Here is a 20,654-nt window from a genome sequence, read left to right on the forward strand (position 1 = left end):
GGGGCGCCGTGCCCAACTCCCTCTGCCCTGCCGGGGACACGCCCCGCGCCCGGCCCGCACACCTCCCGCACCACGCCCGCACCGCGCCCGCGCGCTCATCCGTAGCCGAGCGCGTGCAGCCTCTCGTCATCGATGCCGAAGTGATGGGCGATCTCATGGACGACCGTGATCTCGGTCTCGGCGACGACATCCTCGCGCGACTCGCACATCCGCAGGGTCGGCCCGCGATAGATGGTGATCCGGTCCGGCAGCACCCCCGCGTACCACTCGCCGCGATCGGTCAGCGGTGTGCCCTCGTAGAGCCCGAGCAGCTCCGGATCGCCCGGGTCCGGTTCGTCCTCGACAAACACCGCGACGTTGTCCATCAGCCGCGTCAGCTCCGGCGGGATCCGGTCCAGCGCCTCGGCGACCAGTTCTTCGAACTCTTCGCGCGTCATCTCCAGCACCCCGCCATTGTCCCGTACGGCCGCGCCCCGGGCCCGGTCGCCGCCGCCCACACGCCGGGCCAAGATCGCCCCGGGCAGTCCTGGCCCGACGACGGCCGAGGTCAGCCGCCATCTGCTGGAGGAGAACCCGACCGGAGCGACCCTTCGCCTATTCGGTTTGGCTGACGCCGAAACGCCGTAGTACAGTCTCCGACGTGCCCAAGGGCGCCGGTCAGGGCTTGACCGTTCTGAGACCCTAGAGGTTGAAGGAGAAGCGGAACCTCTCGGGGGACGCAGAAGCAGTAGCACCAGTAGTTCTGCCCTCATCGTCTAGTGGCCCAGGACGCCGCCCTTTCAAGGCGGTAGCACGGGTTCGAATCCCGTTGGGGGCACGCACCACCTTGTGCGACACTTAGTCGCACAACAGCTTGGTCCTGTGGAGCAGTTTGGAGTGCTCGCCACCCTGTCAAGGTGGAGGCCGCGGGTTCAAATCCCGTCAGGACCGCTGCAGCCTTATGAGCTGCGTGGCTGGGTAGCTCAGTTGGTACGAGCGATCGCCTGAAAAGCGATAGGTCGCCGGTTCGATCCCGGCCCCAGCCACCACCCGAAGGCCCCGTCCACCGGACGGGGCCTTCGTCGTGTCAGGCCTCTTCGCGACCCTCCGAGTTCACGCCCCGGCCGCGCCACGCCCGTACCGCCAGCACCAGCAGCACCACCGCGACCGCGGCCACCAGCACCATCGCGTCCGACACATGTTCTCCGATGCTCCGGGCCCACTGCTCGACGGCGAATGATTTGTCCACATCCAGCAGCCCGGGCAGCGCCGTCGTCCCGTCGTACACGAGGAACAGCACGCCGAGGCCGATGAAGAAGAGCCCCGACAGCAGCGTCGTGGTGTGCAGCTCGAAGCGGCCGAGCCGGAAGGTACGACCCCGCAGCCAGGCCCGCCGGCCCAGGTCGAAGCGTTCCCAGAGCAGCGCGAGCAGAAAGAGCGGGACCGCCATGCCGAGGGCGTAGACGGCGAGCAGCAGTCCGCCGTAGACCGGGCTGCCGCTGACCGCCGCCACGGTGAGGACGCTGCCGAGGATCGGGCCGGCGCAGAACCCGGCCAGTCCGTATACGGCGCCCAGCGCATAGACGGATACGGCGGTGGTCGGACGGATTCTGCCGCTGAGGGCGGCGATCCGGCGCGAGGCGAAGCCCAGACCCACGATCTGCGCGATGCCGAGCACGATGATCAGCCACCCGGCGCCGAGGACGAGCGCGTCACGGTGGCTGTAGAAGAGCCGTCCGGCGTACGAGCCCGCGGCGCCGAGCGGGACCAGGGTGGTAGCCAGACCGGCGTAGAAGATGCCGGTACGGGCCAGGAGCCGCGAGGTGGAGTCGATGGAGTACGCGAAGAAGGCGGGCAGCAGCAGCGCGCTGCACGGGCTGACCAGGGCGAGCAGTCCGCCGAGAAAGGCCGCGAAGTAGCCGATGTCAGCCGTCATTTCGCGCTGCCCTCGGCGCCTTCGCCGCCCTTGGCGTCCTCGGTCTCGCGGGCCTCCTCGGCCGCCGCCTCGATGGCCTGGCTGAAGGTCTCCACCGGCTGGGCGCCGGCGATCGGGCGGCCGTTGATCAGAAACGACGGGGTGGAGGTCGCGCCGATCTCGTATCCCTGTTCCTGGTCCTTGCGCACCGCGGCGGAGGCGGCGGCGCTGTCGGCGTCGCGCACGAACCGGTCGAGGTCCGGGACCCCGGCCTGCTGGGCGAGCTCCTTCAGCCGGTCCTTGCCGAACCCCTTCTCCATGGCCCCCTCGGCGTACGCGGCACGGTGAAACTCCCAGAAGCGGCCCTGCTGCCCGGCGGCCCAGGCGGCGCGGGCCGCGGCCTCGGACTCGGCGCCGAAGATCGGGAAGTTGCGCCACTCGATGCGCAGGGTGCCGTCGTCGACGTACTTCTTCACCAGGGCGGGTTCGGTGTCGCGGGCGAATTTGCCGCAGTAGCTGCACTTGAAGTCGGCGTACTCGATGAGGACGACGGGCGCGTCCACCCGGCCCTGCGCGAGCTTGTCACCGGGGTCGCGCCGGGCGAGCTTCGCCAGCTCCGCATAGCCGTCGGCGTCCGGGTCCGCGGTGGCATCGGCGACCGGCGAGGAGGAGGAAGAAGAAGAAGTACCCGAGTGGTCGGGGGCGGTGGCTCGGTAGGAGACGAAACCGAGCAGGGCTGCGGCGAGGACGACTCCGGCGCCGTAGACCAGCGGCTTCCTGGACGACGGCTTACGTGAGGACGTGGACTTGGACATGTGGAACTCCGTGCTGGTGATGCGGGAGGGAGGGAAGAGGTACGGCCGGTCGGAGAGCGGCCGTCTACACCCTCAGCACGGAGAGCTCGACCGGAGTGGGCGCGACAGCCGCGGGGCCGCGCAGCTTTATCCGTACGGGCGGGCGGACGAGTCCCTGTCCGGTGGCGGCGGGCAGGCCCCACTCGGCGAGGCCGGGCGCCTGGTCGAACGCCGCACGGGCCCGGCCCGGCAGAGCGGGCTCACCGTCCTCGTGCTTCCGGCTCTTGCCGCACCCCGGGGCCTCGTGCCGGTCCGCGGCCGACGCGGTGGCCAGGGCGGGGCTGTCCGAGGCGGCCACCCTTCCGGCGCCGGCCCCGGCAGCCGCGGCAACCGTATGTTCTGCGCCGGCCGCAGCCGTACGCCCTGCATCCCCCGCGCCGGCCGTCGCCGGGCCGCAGAACAGCCCCAGTGCGACCGCGAGCACCGCCACCAGGCAGCACCACTGCGTACGGGACACGGCGACCGGCCTTTCCGGACGGGGGCAACGGTTGGTCAGCTGCCGGAAATGGTACGTGCTGTGATCCCACGCCTCCGAGCAGTGCCGATGCGGGGTGACCCGGACCGCACGAAATACGTTCGCCGTTCTTCGGGCCCGGGTGAGATCCTGGGCTCCGTATGTCTACTTCCTTCGCTGATCTCCAGTCCCAGCTCGGACAGCTCTCGCTCCGCGATGCACACCGGCTCGGCCGCCGTCTCGAAGGGGCGCGCCGCATCCGTAAGCCCGAGGCCCGGCAGTCCGTGCTGGACGAGATCGCCACCGAGGCCGGAAAGGCAGCCGAGCGGCTCGCGCTGCGCGCCGAGCGGATGCCCGCAGTGTCGTACCCGGAACAGCTCCCGGTCAGTCAGAAGAAGGACGAGATCCTCAAGGCGATACGCGACCACCAGGTCGTGATCGTCGCCGGGGAGACCGGCTCCGGCAAGACCACGCAGATCCCCAAGATCTGTATGGAGCTGGGACGTGGTGTCCGGGGCATGATCGGGCACACCCAGCCACGCCGGATCGCGGCGCGCACGGTCGCCGAGCGCGTCGCCGACGAGCTGAAGACCCCGCTGGGCGAGGCCGTCGGCTGGAAGGTCCGCTTCACCGACCAGGTGAACCCCGACGCGACATTCGTCAAGCTGATGACGGACGGCATCCTGCTCGCCGAGATCCAGACGGACCGCGAGCTGCGCTCGTACGACACGATCATCATCGACGAGGCCCACGAGCGGTCGCTGAACATCGACTTCCTGCTCGGCTATCTGGCCAGGCTGCTGCCCAGGCGCCCGGATCTGAAGGTCGTCATCACCTCGGCGACGATCGACCCCGAGCGGTTCGCGCGCCACTTCGGCGATGCGCCGATCGTCGAGGTCAGCGGACGTACGTACCCGGTCGAGGTGCGTTACCGCCCTCTGGTGGAGGGGGACGCCGAAGACACGGACGACTCCGACCGCGACCAGATCACCGCGATCTGCGACGCCGTCGACGAGCTCCAGTCACAGGGCCCGGGCGATGTCCTGGTCTTCCTCTCCGGCGAGCGCGAGATCCGCGACACCGCGGACGCGCTGAACAAGAAGAACCTCCGCCACACCGAGGTGCTCCCCCTCTACGCCCGCCTCTCGCACGCCGAGCAGCACCGGGTCTTCCAGCGGCCTCCGGGCGGCGTCGTCCGGAGGATCGTGCTGGCGACCAACGTCGCCGAGACCTCGCTGACCGTCCCCGGCATCAAGTACGTGATCGACCCGGGCAACGCCCGGATCTCCCGCTACAGCCACCGCACCAAGGTCCAGCGGCTGCCGATCGAGCGGATCTCGCAGGCCAGCGCCAACCAGCGCAAGGGCCGCTGCGGCCGTACGTCGGACGGCATCTGCATCCGGCTGTACTCCGAGGACGACTTCCTGACCCGTCCGGAGTTCACCGACCCCGAGATCCTGCGTACGAACCTGGCCTCCGTCATCCTCCAGATGACCGCGGCCGGCCTGGGCGACATCGAGAAGTTCCCCTTCATCGACCCGCCGGACCACCGCAACATCCGCGACGGCATCCAGCTCCTCCAGGAGCTCGGTGCGCTCGACCCGCAGGAGAAGGATCCGAAGAAGCGGCTGACCCAGCTGGGACGGAAGCTCGCGCAGCTGCCCCTCGACCCGCGCCTCGCCCGCATGGTCATCGAGGCCGACCGCAACGGCTGCACGCGTGAGGTCCTGGTGATCGCCGCCGCGCTCTCCATCCAGGACCCGCGCGAGCGGCCCTCGGACAAGCAGACGCAGGCCGATCAGCAGCACGCCCGCTTCAAGGACGAGACGTCGGACTTCCTGGCGTTCCTGAATCTGTGGCGGTACATCCGCGAGCAGCAGAAGGAGCGCGGCTCGTCCAGCTTCCGCCGGATGTGCAAGCAGGAGTATCTGAACTTCCTGCGCATCCGCGAATGGCAGGACATCTACACGCAGCTGCGCACGGTCGCCAAGCAGATGGGCATGCACCCCGGGGAGTCCTCGGCGGACCTGGCCGCGCCGGAGCAGGCGGTGCACACCTCGCTGCTGGCCGGGCTGCTGTCGCACATCGGGCTGAAGGACACCGAGAAGAACGAGTACCTGGGCGCGCGCAACGCCAAGTTCGCGATCTTCCCGGGCTCGGCGCTCTTCAAGAAGCAGCCGCGGTTCGTGATGTCGGCCGAGCTGGTCGAGACGTCCCGGCTGTGGGCACGGGTCAATGCCAGGGTCGAGCCGGAGTGGATCGAGCCGCTGGCCCAGCATCTGCTGAAGCGCACCTACAGCGAACCGCACTGGGAGAAGGACCAGGCGGCGGTGATGGCTTACGAGCGGGTCACGCTGTACGGGGTACCGCTCGTCGCCCAGCGCAAGATCAATTTTGGCCGTATCGACGCCGAGACCTCCCGCGATCTGTTCATCCGCAACGCCCTGGTCGAGGGCGACTGGCGGACGCACCACCAGTTCTTCCACGACAACCGCAAGCTCCTCGGCGAGGTCGAGGAGCTGGAGCACCGCGCCCGGCGCCGCGACATCCTCGTGGACGACGAGACGCTCTTCGACTTCTACGACCAGCGCATCCCCGAGCACGTGGTCTCCGGGGCGCACTTCGACTCCTGGTGGAAGCACAAGCGCCGCGACGAGCCGGACGCGCTGGACTTCGAGCGCTCGATGCTCATCAATGAGAAGGCCGGGGCCGTCACCAAGGACGACTACCCCGACTCCTGGCGGCAAGGGAAGCTCAAGTTCAGGGTGACGTACCAGTTCGAGCCCGGCGCGGACGCGGACGGTGTGACCGTCCATATCCCGCTCCAGGTGCTCAACCAGGTCACCGCCGAGGGCTTCGACTGGCAGATCCCGGGCCTGCGCGAGGAAATGGTCACCGAGCTGATCCGCTCGCTGCCCAAGCCGATCCGCCGGCACTACGTCCCCGCGCCGAACTACGCGGGCAAGTTCCTGGACCGGGCGGTCCCGTCCGCCTCCGGCAGCCCGACGTCACAGCAGGAGCCGCTGCCGGTCACGCTGGCCCGGGAGCTCCAGCGCATGGTCGGCGTCCCGGTCGACGCCGACGACTTCGACCTGACCCGCATCCCGGACCACCTGAAGATCACTTTCCGGATCGTCGACGAGCGGCGCCGCAAGGTGGCCGAGGACAAGGATCTGGAGGCGCTGAAGCTCCAGCTGCGCCCCAAGGCCCGTCAGGCCCTCTCCAAGGCCGCTGCGGCCACCGCGGGGCCCTCTGGCGAGTCCATCGAGCGTTCGGGCCTCACGGACTGGACGATCGGCACGCTGAACCGGGTCTTCGAGACGCGCCGGGCCGGCCAGCCGGTCAAGGCGTACCCGGCGCTCGTCGACCAGGAGGGAGCCGCGACGGGCACAGTGGCCGTACGGCTCTTCGACACCGAGGCCGAGCAGCAGCAAGCGATGTGGCGCGGCACCCGGAAGCTGATCCTGCTGAACATCCCGGTGAACCCGGCGAAGTTCGTCTCGGACAAGCTGACGAACCAGCAGAAGCTGGCCCTGTCCCGCAATCCGCACGGCTCCATCCAGGCGCTCTTCGAGGACTGCGCGACGGCGGCCGCCGACCGGCTGATCGGCGCGCACGGCGGCCCGGCCTGGGACGAGGAGTCGTTCCGCAAGCTGTACGACAAGGTGCGCGCCGACCTCGTCGCGCTGACCGAGCACACGGTCAAGCAGGTGCAGCAGGTGCTGGCCGCCTGGCAGGCCTGCGAGCGGCGCCTGAAGGCCACCAACAGCCTCGTCCTGGTCAACAACGTCACCGATGCACGGGACCAGCTCGCGGCCCTCATGCCGCCGGGCTTCGTCACAGCGACCGGGCTGCGCCGGCTGCCCGACCTGATGCGCTATCTGGTCGCCGTGGACCGCCGGCTCCAGCAGATGCCGACGGCTGTCCAGCGCGACACCACGCGCATGGAGAAGGTCCACGAAATGCAGGACGAGTACGCCTGGCTGCTTGAACAGATGCCGCAGGGCAGGCCCGTTCCGCAGGAGGTCCTGGACATCCGCTGGATGATCGAGGAGCTCAGGGTCAGCTATTTCGCGCACGCTCTGGGGACGGCCTACCCCGTCTCCGACAAGCGGATCGTGAAGGCGATCGACGCGGTGGCCCCGTAGCGACCTCGCCCACGATTGGACGCCGCTGACAATCGTGGGCGAGGTCGTAAGACGCCCCGGGTCCAAGCCGTAACGGAACCGCCACCTTCGGTGAGTTCGACCGGACCCGCTGACCTGCTGTACAGTCTGGTTCGCAGCCAGCCGCAAGGCAGCCGCGAAAACCTGGTCCTGTGGAGCAGTTTGGAGTGCTCGCCACCCTGTCAAGGTGGAGGCCGCGGGTTCAAATCCCGTCAGGACCGCAGTAACGAAAGCCCGGATCCTTCTGGATCCGGGCTTTCGCGCGTCTTGACTCCGGCAACTGCCGACGAGTACTCAGACAACAGGGGCTGCCCCTGTTCGCCGGCGCGGGGCGGCGGTCCACCGGGAGGTGGCGCTTATGGCGGTATCCACTGAGCACGAGACCCGCGCGCTTCTGCGTGCCCATCTGGCCGCCGCTTCCGGCTATCGCCACCTCACTCGCCACTGTCCGATCTGCCATCGGCTCCTGCGGCTCGCCATGGAGCCTGTGACGGCCTCCCGGACCACCGCTTCGCCCGAGCCGCCGGTCCTGCGCGCGGGGCGCCACAACGGCGCCCAGGAAGGCCAGGAGCCCCAGGGCGAAAGTCCCCCGACCGGCAAGACTCATGCAGTGTGACGGGAGTCACTGAATGAGTTTTGAGAAGGAAGCGACCTTACACCCTTCCTACAACTAGCGAATTTAATATGTGCAATTGCACCACTCGAACGGGAGCACCGGGGGTCCTTGCGAGCCGCCCGGCCCGGCTTCCCCGGGGCGGTCGGGAACAGTCCCGAACAGACCCGCGCAAGCCCGCACGGCACCCCGGCCGGGAGCCAACCGGACGCCCGGTTTCCAGCAGCCCCCGAGCCGCCGGGGGGCGGCGCGGACAGGGAATGCCTCCGAGGCCGTGAGGGCACAAAAAAATCGCGCTGGACCCGGCGGAGTCCAGCGCGATCGAACGACGTACCCGTATTGCACAGGTATGGCGCCCGTTGGGGCGGGCGCCCGTCATTTGGAGCTATGGGTGGGCCTTCATGGGCTGGGGGACCCGGAAGCCCGGTTGTGGCGCGGCGACAGGGGTGTCTCAGGCCTCGCTGCGCTGCTGCGGAATACCCGCAAGCAGTGCGCGGACCTCTGCCTCGCGGTACCGGCGATGCCCACCGAGCGTGCGGATGGACGTGAGCTTGCCCGCCTTGGCCCAGCGGGTAACCGTCTTCGGGTCCACGCGGAACATCGTGGCAACCTCAGCCGGGGTCAGCAGCGGCTCGGCATCAGGGGTGCGAGCGGTCATGAGCGGCCTCCTCGGGAGAACCGAACAATCTCGGTTCTTTCCTCTAAATTCTGCACCTTGACCCGCGTTGCCCGAAATGGCAGACGCAGGCCGAGTCGGTTATAGGACGAACGGCTTGTCCTCGGCACTACAACTACACCATCCGTCCAGCCGCGTCGGCCAAACCGATGGAATTGCCCTCCCAGGTGTTCATCAGCGACGGAAGCCGATGGACCATGCCATAGCGGACAGTCACACCCCCGTGACAATCAGTCACAGAGTGACCAGGAGCCATCAGACCCCCCATAGCGTGCAATGCTGAGCATTCCGCCCTTAGTTGGACGGATGGAGACCTCCCCGGGCCCCTTGTCCTATTTTGGCACGAGGGGCAGGGAAGGACGCAAGGGCCCAGTTAGTGCTATCCATCACGCTTGAGGCAAAGGCCCGGTTCGGGACGTAGGTCCTAAGACCACTGAGGTACGCTTCCGCCTCTTCATCCTCACGTGCCAGACCGGTCGTAGGTTCAGACGCGGATGAGGCCTCGTCAGTTCGCGAATTGACGATTTCTTACCGCCCGCCAGCGCTCCGCCAGCCGCCCGTACGCCTCACTCGCCCCTTCGGAGTCTCCGGCCTGCAGCGCCGCGATGCCCTCGGCCACATCGGCGGCCGAGCGGTCCCCGGCCAGCTGCTCCGCCGGCAGTGCGTGCACCAGACCCGCGTAGTCCAACTCGACCAGTGCACGCGGATGGAACTCCTCCAGCCAGCGCCCCACGTCCACGAGCCCCTCGGTCAGCGGCCCTTCGTCCACGGCCTCCCGCAGCGTCCTCAGCGCCCGGGCCAGCCGGCGCCGGGCCTGGACCATCGGCGTCCGGTAGCGCAGTACGGGCGGCTCACCGTCCTCGCCGGCCTCCGCGTACTCCCGCTCCTCGTCGGAGAAGAGCACGAACCAGCGCACCGGGACCTGCCACACCGAGGTGAGGATCCAGGGCCTGGCGTCCGGGTTGCGCTCCGCCCACCGCTCGTGGTCCGCGACGGCCTGCCCGCGCACCACCGGTGGCAGCACCGCGTCAAGCACCGGTCCGGGGAACATCTCCACCAGCTCGTCCAGCGCCAGCCAGCCGCGCAGCCTGGTCCGCCACGGACAGACGCACACCACACCGTCCATCTCGGCGACGAACGCGTCCGCGCTCTCGTGCACCGGCACGCCGACCGGCGGCGTGGCCACCAAGTCGGCGAGCGAACGACGCAGTTCGTCCTGGGCCGTGGGGATACGGGATCGCCCCGCGTAACGGGCCCAGTGACCGCGTTCGGGCTCCGGGAAGGCGGCCAGCGGCTCGTACACCCGGAGATAGGACGCGTAAGGGACGAGCACTGAAGACACCACCGACATGCAGCAAATCGTGTCATGCCCGTACTCCGCCGGGGGGTGATCCTCGGCACTGGAACAGATCTACGTCCGCGTAGGACTTACGCTCTTGCCCAGTCGGACCGGCCGTGCCGGCCGGTCCGCGGCCCTCCCCACCTTCAGGAGGGTCCTCCGCCGCTTCCTTGGGAGTCACCACAGTGACCAATGTGACCGACGGCGTCCTGCACACCCTGTTCCACTCGGATCAGGGAGGCCACGAGCAAGTCGTGCTCTGCCAGGACCGTGCCAGCGGCCTCAAGGCCGTCATCGCCATCCACTCCACCGCTCTGGGCCCGGCCCTCGGCGGCACCCGCTTCTATCCGTACGCCTCCGAGGAGGAGGCCGTCGCCGATGCGCTGAACCTCTCGCGCGGTATGTCGTACAAGAACGCCATGGCCGGTCTCGACCACGGCGGCGGCAAGGCCGTCATCATCGGAGACCCCGAGACGATCAAGTCCGAAGACCTGCTGCTGGCCTACGGCCGGTTCGTGGCTTCGCTCGGCGGCCGCTACGTGACGGCCTGCGACGTCGGCACCTATGTCGCCGACATGGACGTCGTCGCCCGCGAGTGCCGCTGGACCACCGGCCGCTCCCCGGAGAACGGTGGCGCCGGCGACTCCTCGGTCCTCACCGCGTTCGGTGTTTTCCAGGGCATGCGGGCCTCCGCCCAGCACCTCTGGGGCGACCCGACGCTGCGTGGCCGAAAAGTGGGGGTCGCCGGAGTCGGCAAGGTCGGCCGCCACCTGGTCGAGCATCTGCTGTCGGACGGCGCGGAGGTCGTGATCACGGATGTCCGGGAGGAATCCGTCCGCCGCATCACCGATCAGCACCCCGAGGTCGCCGTCGCCGCGGACACCGAGGCGCTGATCCGTACCAAGGGCCTCGACATCTACGCCCCGTGCGCGCTCGGCGGCGCGCTGAACGACGACACCGTTCCGGTGCTCACCGCCAAGGTGGTGTGCGGCGCGGCCAACAACCAGCTCGCGCACGCCGGTGTCGAGAAGGACCTCTCGGACCGGTCGATCCTGTACGCACCCGACTACGTGGTGAACGCGGGCGGTGTCATCCAGGTCGCCGACGAGCTCCACGGCTTCGACTTCGACCGGTGCAAGGCCAAGGCGTCGAAGATCTTCGACACCACGCTCGCCATATTCGCACGTGCGAAGGATGATGGCATTCCGCCTGCTGCAGCGGCCGACCGGATCGCCGAACAGCGAATGGCCGAAGCGCGCCGTAGCTGACGGTCGCGGGGGCGTCACCCGGCGTCCCCGCCTCTTTTTGGCATGCGACCCGCCGACCGGCGAGACAAGACTCACGCCGGTCGGCGGGTCGCGTGCCAAAAAGAGGTTAAAATCGCAGTTGACCAGCGAGGACGGGGCTTCTCGCCGGTCCTCTTCCGGGGCATGTGATGCGGGCGGCGTACCGTATGGTCGCGGAAGCAGGTACCGTTAAAGCCCTACGGGCACGGTCTCTCTACTGAGAGTCCGTCCTGAAACATGAACGCGTGTCAAGACTCTGGGGCCGTCGAGCCCCGTCACCGAGGGGGTCGAGCCATGGGGCGCGGCCGGGCAAAGGCCAAGCAGGCCAAGGTCGCCCGCCAGCTGAAGTACAGCACCGGCGGGACTGACCTGTCGCGTCTGGCCAGTGAGCTGGGCGCATCGCCTTCAAGTCAGCCACCGAACGCAGAGCCGTTCGAGGACGACGACGAGGAAGATGACCCGTACGCACAGTACGCGGATCTGTACAACAACGACGAGGACGAGGACGAGGACGACAAGTCCGGTCCGTCGTCCAAGCGCCGCGGCGCTTGACCTCGCGCTGACACATCAACCCGGTCCGGGCCTGTCCCGGACCGGGTTCTGTGCTACCCCGATCCGGTGAGGCCGCTCGGGCAGATTTCGGTACCCGTCTGCGGACGACGACAGTGGGCTCGATCTCCACGCCGAGCGGCAGCAACCGGCCCGCCCGGCGATCGAGGGCATGCTTCAGCGCATCGAGCCCGTCCGGCTTCCGACGACGGAGCGGCAACCGGGCGCGGCCCCGGTCACCCATCCGCTCCGCTCTATCGCGCGTAGCCGCCCACCAGCTCCGCACCCGAGGTGTGCGCCCCGCGCTCAGTGATCTCGCCCGCGACCCAGGAATCGACCCCGCGGTCGGCCAGCGTCGTCAGGGCGGCGTCCACGGACTGGGCCGGGACGATCGCGATCATGCCGACGCCCATGTTCAGCGTCTTCTCCAGCTCCAGCTGCTCGACCTGCCCGGCCTTGCCGACCAGGTCGAAGACCGCACCGGGCGTCCAGGTGGAGCGGTCGACCCTGGCATGCAGTCCGTCCGGGATGACCCGGGCCAGGTTGTTGGCGAGGCCGCCGCCGGTGACGTGGCTGAAGCCGTGCACCTCGGTCGTACGGGTGAGGGCCAGGCAGTCCAGCGAGTAGATTCTGGTGGGCTCCAGGAGCTCCTCGCCGAGCGTCCGGCCGAACTCCTCGACCTCGCGGTCCAGCGCCCAGCCGGCCCGGTCGAAGAACACGTGACGGACGAGCGAGTACCCGTTGGAGTGAAGACCGGACGACGCCATGGCGATCACGACGTCACCCTTACGGATACGTTCCGGGCCGAGCAGATGGTCGGCCTCGACCACACCCGTACCGGCGCCCGCGACATCGAAGTCGTCCGGACCGAGGAGACCCGGGTGCTCGGCGGTCTCGCCGCCGACCAGGGCGCAGCCGGCGAGGACACAGCCTTCGGCGATGCCCTTCACGATGGACGCGACACGCTCGGGGTGCACCTTGCCGACACAGATGTAATCGGTCATGAAGAGCGGCTCGGCACCGCAGACGACCAGGTCGTCGACAACCATGCCGACGAGGTCGTGGCCGATGGTGTCGTACACGCCCATCTTGCGGGCGAGGTCCACCTTCGTGCCGACGCCGTCGGTGGCGGAGGCGAGCAGCGGACGCTCATAACGCTTGAGGGCCGAGGCGTCGAAGAGTCCGGCGAACCCGCCCAGGCCTCCAAGGCCCGCGACCTCGGGGCGCTGCGTCTTCTTCACCCACTCCTTCATCAGCTCGACGGCACGGTCGCCGGCCTCGATGTCGACGCCCGCTGCCGCGTAGGAAGCACCTGTTGTCTCAGACATTGCCTGGGATCTTTCGTGTGGAAATACGGGGCTGGTGGCCAGGGCGGTACGGCTGGGCCGTCACGGACGACGCAGGGCGTCGGACGCGGCGGTGGCCGCGGGGCCTGCCGCCAGCTCGGTCTCCAGCAGCTGTTTGCCGAGCAGCTCCGGGTCCGGCAGCTCCATCGGGTACTCGCCGTCGAAGCAGGCGCGGCACAGGTTCGGCTTGGCGATCGTCGTCGCTTCGACCATGGCGTCCAGCGAGATGTACGCGAGCGAGTCGGCGCCCATCGACGTACAGATCTCGTCGACCGTCATGCCGTTGGCGATCAGCTCGGCGCGGGTCGCGAAGTCGATGCCGAAGAAGCAGGGCCACTTCACCGGCGGGGACGAGATCCGGATGTGGATCTCGGCGGCGCCGGCCTCGCGGAGCATCCTGACCAGTGCGCGCTGGGTGTTGCCGCGGACGATCGAGTCGTCGACGACCACCAGGCGCTTGCCCTTGATGACTTCCTTGAGCGGGTTCAGCTTGAGGCGGATACCGAGCTGGCGAATGGTCTGGGACGGCTGGATGAAGGTCCGGCCGACATAGGCGTTCTTCACCAGTCCGGCGCCGAACGGGATGCCGCTGGCCTCCGCGTAACCGATGGCGGCGGGGGTGCCGGACTCCGGAGTCGCTATCACCAGATCGGCTTCGACGGGCGCCTCGGCGGCCAGCTTGCGGCCCATCTCCACGCGGGAGAGGTAGACGTTGCGTCCGGCGATGTCGGTGTCGGGGCGGGCCAGGTAGACGTACTCGAAGACACAGCCCTTGGGCTTCGCTTCCGCGAAGCGCGAGGATCGCAGGCCGTTCTCGTCGATGGCGACGAGCTCGCCCGGCTCGATCTCACGGACGAAGCTGGCACCGCAGATGTCGAGGGCGGCGGACTCGGAGGCCACCACCCAGCCGCGCTCGAGGCGGCCGAGAACCAGCGGGCGGATGCCCTGCGGGTCGCGGGCGGCGTAAAGGGTGTGCTCGTCCATGAAGACGAGAGAGAAGGCGCCCTTCACGTCGGGGAGCACCTTCGCGGCGGCCTCCTCGATGGTGAGCGGCTTGTCGTCCTCATCGGTCTGGCCGGCGAGTAGCGCGGTCACCAGATCGGTGTCGTTCGTCGCGGCGACCTGGGTGGCGCGACCGTCCTTGCGGGGAAGCTCGGCGACCATCTCGGCGAGCTGGGCCGTATTGACCAGGTTGCCGTTGTGTCCCAGGGCGATCGAGCCGTGCGCGGTCGCACGGAACGTCGGCTGCGCGTTCTCCCACACCGAGGCGCCGGTGGTGGAGTAGCGGGCATGACCGACCGCGATATGGCCCTGGAGAGACCCCAGAGACGTTTCGTCGAAGACCTGCGAGACCAGTCCCATGTCCTTGAAGACCAGGATCTGGGACCCGTTGCTCACTGCGATACCCGCGGACTCCTGTCCACGGTGCTGCAGGGCATACAGGCCGAAATAGGTGAGCTTGGCGACCTCTTCACCCGGAGCCCAGACACCGAAGACGCCGCAAGCGTCCTGGGGGCCTTTTTCTCCGGGGAGCAGGTCGTGGTTGAGTCGTCCATCACCACGGGGCACGCCACCGAGTGTAGGCGAGATCGACCACTGGTCCGAATTCGGGATACCGGGCCGGAGCACCGGGGAAGCGCTCCCGAGGGCGGCCCAGGGGCCGGCCCTGGCGGCCACTCGGAGTGATCGTTCCCGGGGTCCGGTGAGGTGCGAGAGGGACGCGGAACGGCTACAGGGCGGCGGTTGCCCGGACCAGCGGCCGGTTACCGACTAGTTCCGGCCACTCGGGGCATGGAATCAGCCGGGTCGAATGGTGGCGCTCGGTGAACGGGTCGGCGCCCAGGCGCGGAGTCCGGCCGAACGTCCGTTTCGTGGCGAGCCTCACACCTGGAAGCCCGGTATGTGGCTTCTCGGGGGCCTCGGGACGCCTTCTCCGGGCCGCACGAACGCTCACCTGGTGCCGCGACCGGCAAGGTTTGCCCCGTCGCGGCACCAGCCCATCGCGGAGCCATCGGGGCCACGCCGGCCTGCTGCCGTACCCGACGGGCCGTCGTCCGGTTCCCGCTCACTTCATCAGGGGCAGCAGCGCGGCGAGATCGGCCCGCTCACCGCTGGCGCCGACCTTCGCCGCGTCGAGCTCCCGGGCCCACTCGGTACGCCCGGTGGCCAGCCGGATCCAGGTGAGCGGATCGGTCTCGACGACATTGGGCGGCGTACCACGGGTGTGCCTGGGGCCCTGGACGCACTGGACGACGGCGAACGGCGGGACGCGCACCTCGACCGAGCCGCCCGGCGCCTTCTCCGCGAGGGCGTCGGCGAGCAGCCGGGTGCAGGCGGCGAACGCCTGCCGGTCGTAAGGGATACCGAGGCCGGCCGCCTCGTTCAGGTCGTCGGTGTGCACGACGAGTTCGACGGTACGCGTGACCAGGAAGTCGGCCAGCCGCATCGCGCCGACGCGGGTCGGCAGCAGCCGCTCCGCAGGGGCCTCGGGCACCAACTCCTCGAACCGCCCGGCGACCTCCCCGTACAGCGCGTCCAGGTCCAGACGGTCCGCGGCGAGCGCCTTGGTGGCGTCGGCGATGCGGGCGGCCCGGTCCGCGGTCGAGAACGGCCATTCGAGGAGCGTCAGATCGGGCTTGGGCGAGGCGGGTTCGGGCAGCTCCAGGTTCCGCGTGACGTGCGAGAGCGCCATGGTCAGATGGACAGCCAGGTCGCGCACGGTCCAGTCCCCCAGCCGGGTCGGCAGCGCGAGCTGTTCGGGCGTCAGAGCGCGGACGGCCTCCCGGACATGGGCGAACTGCGCCAGGACCGCGGTGCGGGTCCTGACCGGGTCGTAGCGGCGGGCTCGTTTCTGGGACGGCGGCATGGTCCAGGAGCCTAACGATCTCGCCCACGATTGGCAGTGGGAGAAGGAGCGGACAGGCTCTGAGCCCTCTCGGACCGGCGGCCTCAGGGCCTGGTGGCGAAGTCGCCCAGCCCCTTGTCGAGCAGGTCGAAACCGCGCTCGGCGAGCGCGACGGCATCCGGCGCGACCGCGTCCGCCGACTCCCCCGCCAGCAGCCGCATTTGATTCGCGGCGATGAGGGCGCTGCGGGTGCTGATCAGCTGGGCGGACGCGATCCGGGCGATGGACGGATCCTCCCCCTCCTCGGCCAGGACTTCGGCGAGCAGGTCGAAGGAGCGCATGGAGAACGCCTGGGCCCGGATGAGCAGCGCCGGGGTCTCCTGGATCAGCCGGCTCAGCCCGAGCGCCACCGGGGTATCGCTCAGCCCGGAGGAGGGGTCACGGGCCTCGAGGGCTGCCAGGAACTGCCGCCGCACGGCGGCCGCCGCCGACTCGCCGGGGGCCCGGTCCCGTACCACTCGCGCGACATCGCCGATGTGCTCCTCCAAGGGAGCGAGGACCAAGTCCTCCTTGCCGGCGAAGTAGTTGAAGACGGTCATCTTCGACACCTCGGCCGCCTCGGCGATCTCGGCGACCGAGACCTTGTCGAAGCCGCGCTCGGCGAAGAGTTCGGTGGCCGCGGTCAGCAGACGGTGTCGCGTCCGGAGCTTCTTGCGCTCGCGCAGACTCATCCCCTCAGTCATGGCATCACTGTACAAGGATGAAAATTACTCCCGGATCAAATTTTGACTCGATGCATTTCAATGGCATGGTGGCGCGACCACAGCAGCACGGCGCTGCTCCCCTTCCGCCGAAGGCGAATGCCGGCCCATTCACCGGAACACCACCGCCGACCCACGGCTGAACGGAATTCTGCGGGCTGTTCACCCCCGCACCCCAATAGTCCATCAGCCGGAAATGCGCATGCGGCCCGGCGGAATTCCCGGAGTTCCGGATCCGCCGAACAGGACGGAACGAGGACGGCCCCACCCATGAACCGGGCGGGGCCGTCCTCGAACAGGATCAGGCGTCAGGCGAGCAGACCCGGAATGGTCTCCTCGTGCGCCGTGCGCAGCTCGCTCAGCGGAATGCTGAACTCGCCCTGGATCTCGATCTCCTCGCCGTCCACGACACCGATACGGGCGACGGGCAGACCGCGCGCCCCGCACATGTCGTTGAAGCGGAGCTCCTCACTGCGCGGAACGGAGACGACCGCGCGCCCCGCCGACTCGGAGAAGAGGAAGGTGAACGCGTCCAGACCGTCCGGCACGACCAGCCGGGCACCCTTGCCGCCGCGCAGGCAGGACTCGGTGACCGCCTGGATCAGACCGCCGTCCGAGAGGTCGTGCGCCGCGTCGATCATGCCGTCGCGGGAGGCCGAGATCAGGATCTCGCCGAGCAGCTTCTCGCGGCCCAGGTCGACCTTGGGCGGCATGCCGCCCAGGTGGCCGTGGACGACCTCGGACCACGCCGAGCCGCCGAACTCCTCACGCGTGTCGCCCAGCAGGTAGAGGAGCTGGCCCTCTTCCGCGAAGGCGACCGGCGTACGCCGGGTGACATCGTCGATCACACCGAGCACGGCCACGACCGGTGTCGGGTGGATCGCCGTCTCACCGGTCTGGTTGTACAGCGACACATTGCCGCCGGTGACCGGGGTGCCCAGCTCCAGGCAGCCGTCCGCGAGACCGCGGGTGGCCTCGGCGAACTGCCACATGACATCCGGGTCCTCGGGCGAACCGAAGTTCAGGCAGTCCGAGATCGCGAGCGGCTTGGCACCGGAGGCGGCGACATTGCGGTACGACTCCGCCAGCGCGAGCTGCGCACCGGTGTACGGGTCGAGCTTGGCGTACCGGCCGTTGCCGTCGGTCGCCATGGCCACGCCCAGGTTCGACTTCTCATCGATCCTGACCATGCCGGCGTCCTCGGGCATCGCGAGCACGGTGTTGCCCTGCACGAACCGGTCGTACTGGTCCGTGATCCAGGACTTCGACGCCTGGTTCGGCGAGGCGACCAGCTTGAGGACCTGCTCGCGCAGCTCGGCACCGTTCGCCGGCCGGGCCAGCCTGCCCGCGTCGTCGGCCTGCAGCGCGTCCTGCCAGGACGGGCGGGCGAACGGGCGGTGGTACGTCGGACCCTCGTGGGCGACGGACCGCGGCGGCACGTCCACGATCTGCTCGCCGTGCCAGAAGATCTCCAGCTGCGAGCCCTCGGTCACCTCACCGATGACGGTGGCGATGACGTCCCACTTCTCGCAGATCTCCAGGAAGCGCTCGACGTGCTGCGGCTCGACGATCGCGCACATGCGCTCCTGCGACTCGCTCATGAGGATTTCCTCGGGCGAGAGGGAGGAGTCGCGCAGCGGAACCGTGTCCAGTTCGACGCGCATCCCGCCGGAACCGGCCGAGGCCAGCTCGGACGTGGCGCAGGAGAGCCCGGCGCCGCCGAGGTCCTGGATGCCCGCGACGAGCTTCTCCTTGAAGACCTCCAGAGTGCACTCGATGAGGAGCTTCTCCTGGAACGGGTCACCGACCTGGACGGCGGGGCGCTTGGCGGGCTTCGTGTCGTCGAAGGTCTCGGAGGCCAGCACCGAGACGCCGCCGATGCCGTCGCCGCCGGTGCGGGCGCCGTAGAGGATCACCTTGTTGCCGGGGCCGGAAGCCTTGGCCAGGTGGATGTCCTCGTGCTTCATCACGCCGATGCAGCCGGCGTTGACCAGCGGGTTGCCCTGGTAGCAGGCGTCGAAGACGACCTCGCCGCCGATGTTCGGCAGGCCCAGGCAGTTGCCGTAGCCACCGATGCCGGCGACGACGCCCGGCAGGACGCGCTTGGTGTCGGGGTGGTCGGCGGCGCCGAAGCGCAGCGGGTCGACGACCGCGACCGGGCGGGCACCCATGGCGAGGATGTCGCGGACGATGCCGCCGACGCCGGTCGCGGCGCCCTGGTAGGGCTCGATGTACGAGGGGTGGTTGTGCGACTCGACCTTGAAGGTGACCGCGTAACCCTGACCGACGTCGACCACACCGGCGTTCTCGCCGATGCCGACGAGCATCGCGTCGTTGGCGGGGACCTTCTCGCCGAACTGCTTGAGGTGGACCTTGCTGCTCTTGTACGAGCAGTGCTCGGACCACATCACGGAGTACATGGCGAGCTCGGCGCCGGTGGGACGGCGGCCCAGGATCTCGCGGATCCGGGCGTACTCGTCCTCCTTGAGGCCGAGCTCCTTCCAGGGCTGCGCGACGTCCGGGGTCTCGGCCGCGTGCTTGACCGTATCCAGGCTCATGCGTTGACCAGCTTCTTGATGATCGAGGTGAAGAAACCGAGGCCGTCGGTACGACCGGTTCCGATCAGCGGCTCGACGGCGTGCTCCGGGTGCGGCATCAGACCGACGACATTGCCCGCGGCGTTGGTGATGCCGGCGATGTCGCGCAGCGAGCCGTTGGGGTTCATGTCCAGGTAGCGGAAGGCGACCCGGCCCTCCGCCTCCAGCTCGTCGAGCACGCGCTCGTCGGCGACATATCGCCCGTCCATGTTCTTGAGCGGTACGGAGATCTCCTGGCCCGCGGAGTAGTCCGAGGTCCAGGCCGTCTCCGCGTTCTCGACGCGCAGCTTCTGGTCGCGGCAGATGAAGTGCAGGTGATTGTTCCGCAGCATCGCGCCGGGCAGCAGATGCGCCTCGGTCAGAATCTGGAAGCCGTTGCAGATACCGAGAACCGGCATCCCTGCCTTGGCCTGCTCGATGATGGTCTCCATGACCGGCGAGAAGCGGGAGATGGCTCCGGCCCGCAGGTAGTCGCCGTAGGAGAAGCCGCCCGCCAGGATGACCGCGTCGACCTGGTGCAGGTTCTTGTCGCGGTGCCACAGCGGTACGGGTTCGGCACCCGCGACCCGTACGGCCCTCAGGCTGTCCTTGTCGTCGAGCGTTCCGGGAAAGGTGACGACTCCGATTCGGGTGTTACTGCGGCCCGAAGGGCCTCCCTCACGGGTGGTGGGAGACGGGCGGGAAGTCACTTCGACTCCTCGGCCTTCTCCACCTTCACGGTGAAGTCCTCGATGACGGTGTTGGCGAGGAAAGTCTCGGCCATCTCGTGAATACGGCTGAGGGCGGCGTCGTCGACCGGCCCCTCGATCTCGAGCTCGAAACGCTTTCCCTGACGTACGTCCGCGATTCCCTCGAAGCCGAGACGGGGCAGTGCGCGCTGCACCGCCTGTCCCTGCGGGTCGAGGATCTCGGGCTTGAGCATGACGTCGACTACGACGCGTGCCACTGGCACTCCCGGTGGTGGTGTGGTGCGGCTGTTTCTCCGGGGGGCTCCCCAGACCCCCGCAGGTCCCCTCAGCCTACCTGGCCAGAAATTCTACGCGGGTAGATATCGAGAGCCCCGGTCACGCCCGGATATCGGCCGTGACAACACATGGGGAAAGTCCTGCAAAAAAACGTCACCGGTAGCACACATAGAAGACTGACACGCGGAGGTAATTGGGCGGGCTTCACAATGCGGCACCCACCGCTGTACAAATGATTACCGGGGAATGCAGTATTGCCTCTAAACAGTCGACACCGGTCGGCTCGCATACACCTAACAGCCGGAAGGC

The 20,654-nt window shown here is 68.6% G+C and carries 17 protein-coding genes and 4 tRNA genes; 8 read left to right on the forward strand and 13 right to left on the reverse strand.

Annotated elements, in window-relative coordinates:
• Positions 1-95: 95 nt before the first annotated feature.
• Entirely contained in the window at positions 96-446 is a 351-nt protein-coding gene (locus ACH4EW_RS04760; RefSeq protein WP_030929660.1) for a metallopeptidase family protein, read from the reverse strand.
• A gap of 298 nt (positions 447-744) precedes the next feature.
• Between ACH4EW_RS04760 and ACH4EW_RS04765 the strand changes: the two genes are divergently transcribed.
• From ACH4EW_RS04765 to ACH4EW_RS04775, 3 genes are all read left to right on the forward strand, one after another.
• Positions 745-817 (forward strand) — tRNA-Glu (locus tag ACH4EW_RS04765).
• A 38-nt stretch (positions 818-855) separates the two neighbouring features.
• Positions 856-930 (forward strand) — tRNA-Asp (locus ACH4EW_RS04770).
• 21 nt (positions 931-951) lie between these two features.
• Positions 952-1,028 (forward strand) — tRNA-Phe (locus ACH4EW_RS04775).
• A 38-nt stretch (positions 1,029-1,066) separates the two neighbouring features.
• Here the strand turns inward: ACH4EW_RS04775 and ACH4EW_RS04780 are convergent.
• The 3 genes from ACH4EW_RS04780 to ACH4EW_RS04790 all read right to left on the reverse strand — a co-directional run bounded on the left by ACH4EW_RS04780 (position 1,067) and on the right by ACH4EW_RS04790 (position 3,205).
• The gene (locus ACH4EW_RS04780; RefSeq protein WP_398251425.1) at positions 1,067-1,915 is read right to left on the reverse strand and encodes a cytochrome c biogenesis CcdA family protein; all 849 of its coding nucleotides are present in this window, start codon (positions 1,913-1,915) and stop codon (positions 1,067-1,069) included.
• The gene (locus ACH4EW_RS04785) at positions 1,912-2,709 is read right to left on the reverse strand and encodes a DsbA family protein (protein WP_398251428.1); all 798 of its coding nucleotides are present in this window, start codon (positions 2,707-2,709) and stop codon (positions 1,912-1,914) included. The genes ACH4EW_RS04780 and ACH4EW_RS04785 overlap by 4 nt, the downstream gene beginning before the upstream one ends.
• Before the next feature lie 64 nt (positions 2,710-2,773).
• Positions 2,774-3,205, reverse strand: coding sequence for a hypothetical protein (locus ACH4EW_RS04790; protein WP_398251430.1), 432 nt, complete (start codon positions 3,203-3,205; stop codon positions 2,774-2,776).
• A gap of 158 nt (positions 3,206-3,363) precedes the next feature.
• Between ACH4EW_RS04790 and hrpA the strand changes: the two genes are divergently transcribed.
• The 3 genes from hrpA (at position 3,364) to ACH4EW_RS04805 (ending at position 7,984) form a co-directional block, all read left to right on the forward strand.
• Complete coding sequence (gene hrpA, locus ACH4EW_RS04795) at positions 3,364-7,350, forward strand: ATP-dependent RNA helicase HrpA (RefSeq protein ID WP_398251432.1); 3,987 nt, start codon at positions 3,364-3,366, stop codon at positions 7,348-7,350.
• Between the two features lie 164 nt (positions 7,351-7,514).
• Positions 7,515-7,589: transfer RNA gene (locus ACH4EW_RS04800), tRNA-Asp, on the forward strand.
• Between the two features lie 137 nt (positions 7,590-7,726).
• Positions 7,727-7,984: a DUF6274 family protein gene (locus tag ACH4EW_RS04805; protein WP_398251434.1), complete on the forward strand. Its 258-nt coding sequence runs from the start codon at positions 7,727-7,729 to the stop codon at positions 7,982-7,984.
• A 448-nt stretch (positions 7,985-8,432) separates the two neighbouring features.
• On the opposite strand, the gene bldC is transcribed toward ACH4EW_RS04805, so the two are convergent.
• Complete coding sequence (gene bldC, locus ACH4EW_RS04810) at positions 8,433-8,639, reverse strand: developmental transcriptional regulator BldC (RefSeq protein ID WP_003949541.1); 207 nt, start codon at positions 8,637-8,639, stop codon at positions 8,433-8,435.
• A gap of 523 nt (positions 8,640-9,162) precedes the next feature.
• Complete coding sequence (locus tag ACH4EW_RS04815) at positions 9,163-10,008, reverse strand: hypothetical protein (protein WP_398251436.1); 846 nt, start codon at positions 10,006-10,008, stop codon at positions 9,163-9,165.
• Between the two features lie 173 nt (positions 10,009-10,181).
• Here ACH4EW_RS04815 and ACH4EW_RS04820 point away from each other — a divergent pair, with 173 nt between their 5' ends.
• Positions 10,182-11,264, forward strand: a complete 1,083-nt coding sequence (locus ACH4EW_RS04820; RefSeq protein WP_398251438.1) for a Leu/Phe/Val dehydrogenase — start codon at positions 10,182-10,184, stop codon at positions 11,262-11,264.
• Positions 11,265-11,576: 312 nt separating this feature from the next.
• Positions 11,577-11,834: a DUF3073 domain-containing protein gene (locus tag ACH4EW_RS04825; RefSeq protein ID WP_398251441.1), complete on the forward strand. Its 258-nt coding sequence runs from the start codon at positions 11,577-11,579 to the stop codon at positions 11,832-11,834.
• Positions 11,835-12,085: 251 nt separating this feature from the next.
• Here the strand turns inward: ACH4EW_RS04825 and purM are convergent, their stop codons facing one another.
• The 7 genes from purM to purS form a co-directional block, all read right to left on the reverse strand.
• Entirely contained in the window at positions 12,086-13,159 is a 1,074-nt protein-coding gene (gene purM / locus ACH4EW_RS04830; protein WP_398251444.1) for a phosphoribosylformylglycinamidine cyclo-ligase, read from the reverse strand.
• Positions 13,160-13,219: 60 nt separating this feature from the next.
• Positions 13,220-14,746 carry an amidophosphoribosyltransferase gene (gene purF / locus ACH4EW_RS04835; protein WP_398251446.1) on the reverse strand — a complete coding sequence of 509 codons (1,527 nt, stop codon included), beginning with the start codon at positions 14,744-14,746 and terminating at the stop codon, positions 13,220-13,222.
• 496 nt (positions 14,747-15,242) lie between these two features.
• Positions 15,243-16,043 carry a sterol carrier family protein gene (locus ACH4EW_RS04840; protein ID WP_398251449.1) on the reverse strand — a complete coding sequence of 267 codons (801 nt, stop codon included), beginning with the start codon at positions 16,041-16,043 and terminating at the stop codon, positions 15,243-15,245.
• Between the two features lie 83 nt (positions 16,044-16,126).
• Entirely contained in the window at positions 16,127-16,765 is a 639-nt protein-coding gene (locus ACH4EW_RS04845) for a TetR/AcrR family transcriptional regulator (protein WP_398251452.1), read from the reverse strand.
• A gap of 326 nt (positions 16,766-17,091) precedes the next feature.
• Positions 17,092-19,341 carry a phosphoribosylformylglycinamidine synthase subunit PurL gene (gene purL, locus ACH4EW_RS04850; RefSeq protein ID WP_398251455.1) on the reverse strand — a complete coding sequence of 750 codons (2,250 nt, stop codon included), beginning with the start codon at positions 19,339-19,341 and terminating at the stop codon, positions 17,092-17,094.
• Positions 19,338-20,069, reverse strand: a complete 732-nt coding sequence (purQ, locus tag ACH4EW_RS04855; RefSeq protein WP_398251458.1) for a phosphoribosylformylglycinamidine synthase subunit PurQ — start codon at positions 20,067-20,069, stop codon at positions 19,338-19,340. Before purQ ends, purL begins: the two co-directional genes overlap by 4 nt.
• Complete coding sequence (gene purS, locus ACH4EW_RS04860) at positions 20,066-20,326, reverse strand: phosphoribosylformylglycinamidine synthase subunit PurS (RefSeq protein WP_398251460.1); 261 nt, start codon at positions 20,324-20,326, stop codon at positions 20,066-20,068. Before purS ends, purQ begins: the two co-directional genes overlap by 4 nt.
• Positions 20,327-20,654: the final 328 nt, after the last annotated feature.

Origin of the sequence: Streptomyces sp. NPDC018000 (assembly GCF_044328025.1) — a bacterium.
Taxonomy (GTDB): Bacteria; Actinomycetota; Actinomycetes; order Streptomycetales; family Streptomycetaceae; genus Streptomyces.

What these genes read in the sequence shown, in the direction of transcription:
- ACH4EW_RS04780 (WP_398251425.1), bottom strand. Translation starts at nt 1,915, where the DNA reads ATGACGGCTGACATCGGCTACTTCGCGGCCTTTCTCGGCGGACTGCTC.
- ACH4EW_RS04785 (WP_398251428.1), bottom strand. Translation starts at nt 2,709, where the DNA reads ATGTCCAAGTCCACGTCCTCACGTAAGCCGTCGTCCAGGAAGCCGCTG.
- hrpA (WP_398251432.1), top strand. Translation starts at nt 3,364, where the DNA reads ATGTCTACTTCCTTCGCTGATCTCCAGTCCCAGCTCGGACAGCTCTCG.
- ACH4EW_RS04805 (WP_398251434.1), top strand. Translation starts at nt 7,727, where the DNA reads ATGGCGGTATCCACTGAGCACGAGACCCGCGCGCTTCTGCGTGCCCAT.
- bldC (WP_003949541.1), bottom strand. Translation starts at nt 8,639, where the DNA reads ATGACCGCTCGCACCCCTGATGCCGAGCCGCTGCTGACCCCGGCTGAG.
- ACH4EW_RS04815 (WP_398251436.1), bottom strand. Translation starts at nt 10,008, where the DNA reads ATGTCGGTGGTGTCTTCAGTGCTCGTCCCTTACGCGTCCTATCTCCGG.
- ACH4EW_RS04825 (WP_398251441.1), top strand. Translation starts at nt 11,577, where the DNA reads ATGGGGCGCGGCCGGGCAAAGGCCAAGCAGGCCAAGGTCGCCCGCCAG.
- purM (WP_398251444.1), bottom strand. Translation starts at nt 13,159, where the DNA reads ATGTCTGAGACAACAGGTGCTTCCTACGCGGCAGCGGGCGTCGACATC.
- ACH4EW_RS04840 (WP_398251449.1), bottom strand. Translation starts at nt 16,043, where the DNA reads ATGCCGCCGTCCCAGAAACGAGCCCGCCGCTACGACCCGGTCAGGACC.
- ACH4EW_RS04845 (WP_398251452.1), bottom strand. Translation starts at nt 16,765, where the DNA reads ATGACTGAGGGGATGAGTCTGCGCGAGCGCAAGAAGCTCCGGACGCGA.
- purL (WP_398251455.1), bottom strand. Translation starts at nt 19,341, where the DNA reads ATGAGCCTGGATACGGTCAAGCACGCGGCCGAGACCCCGGACGTCGCG.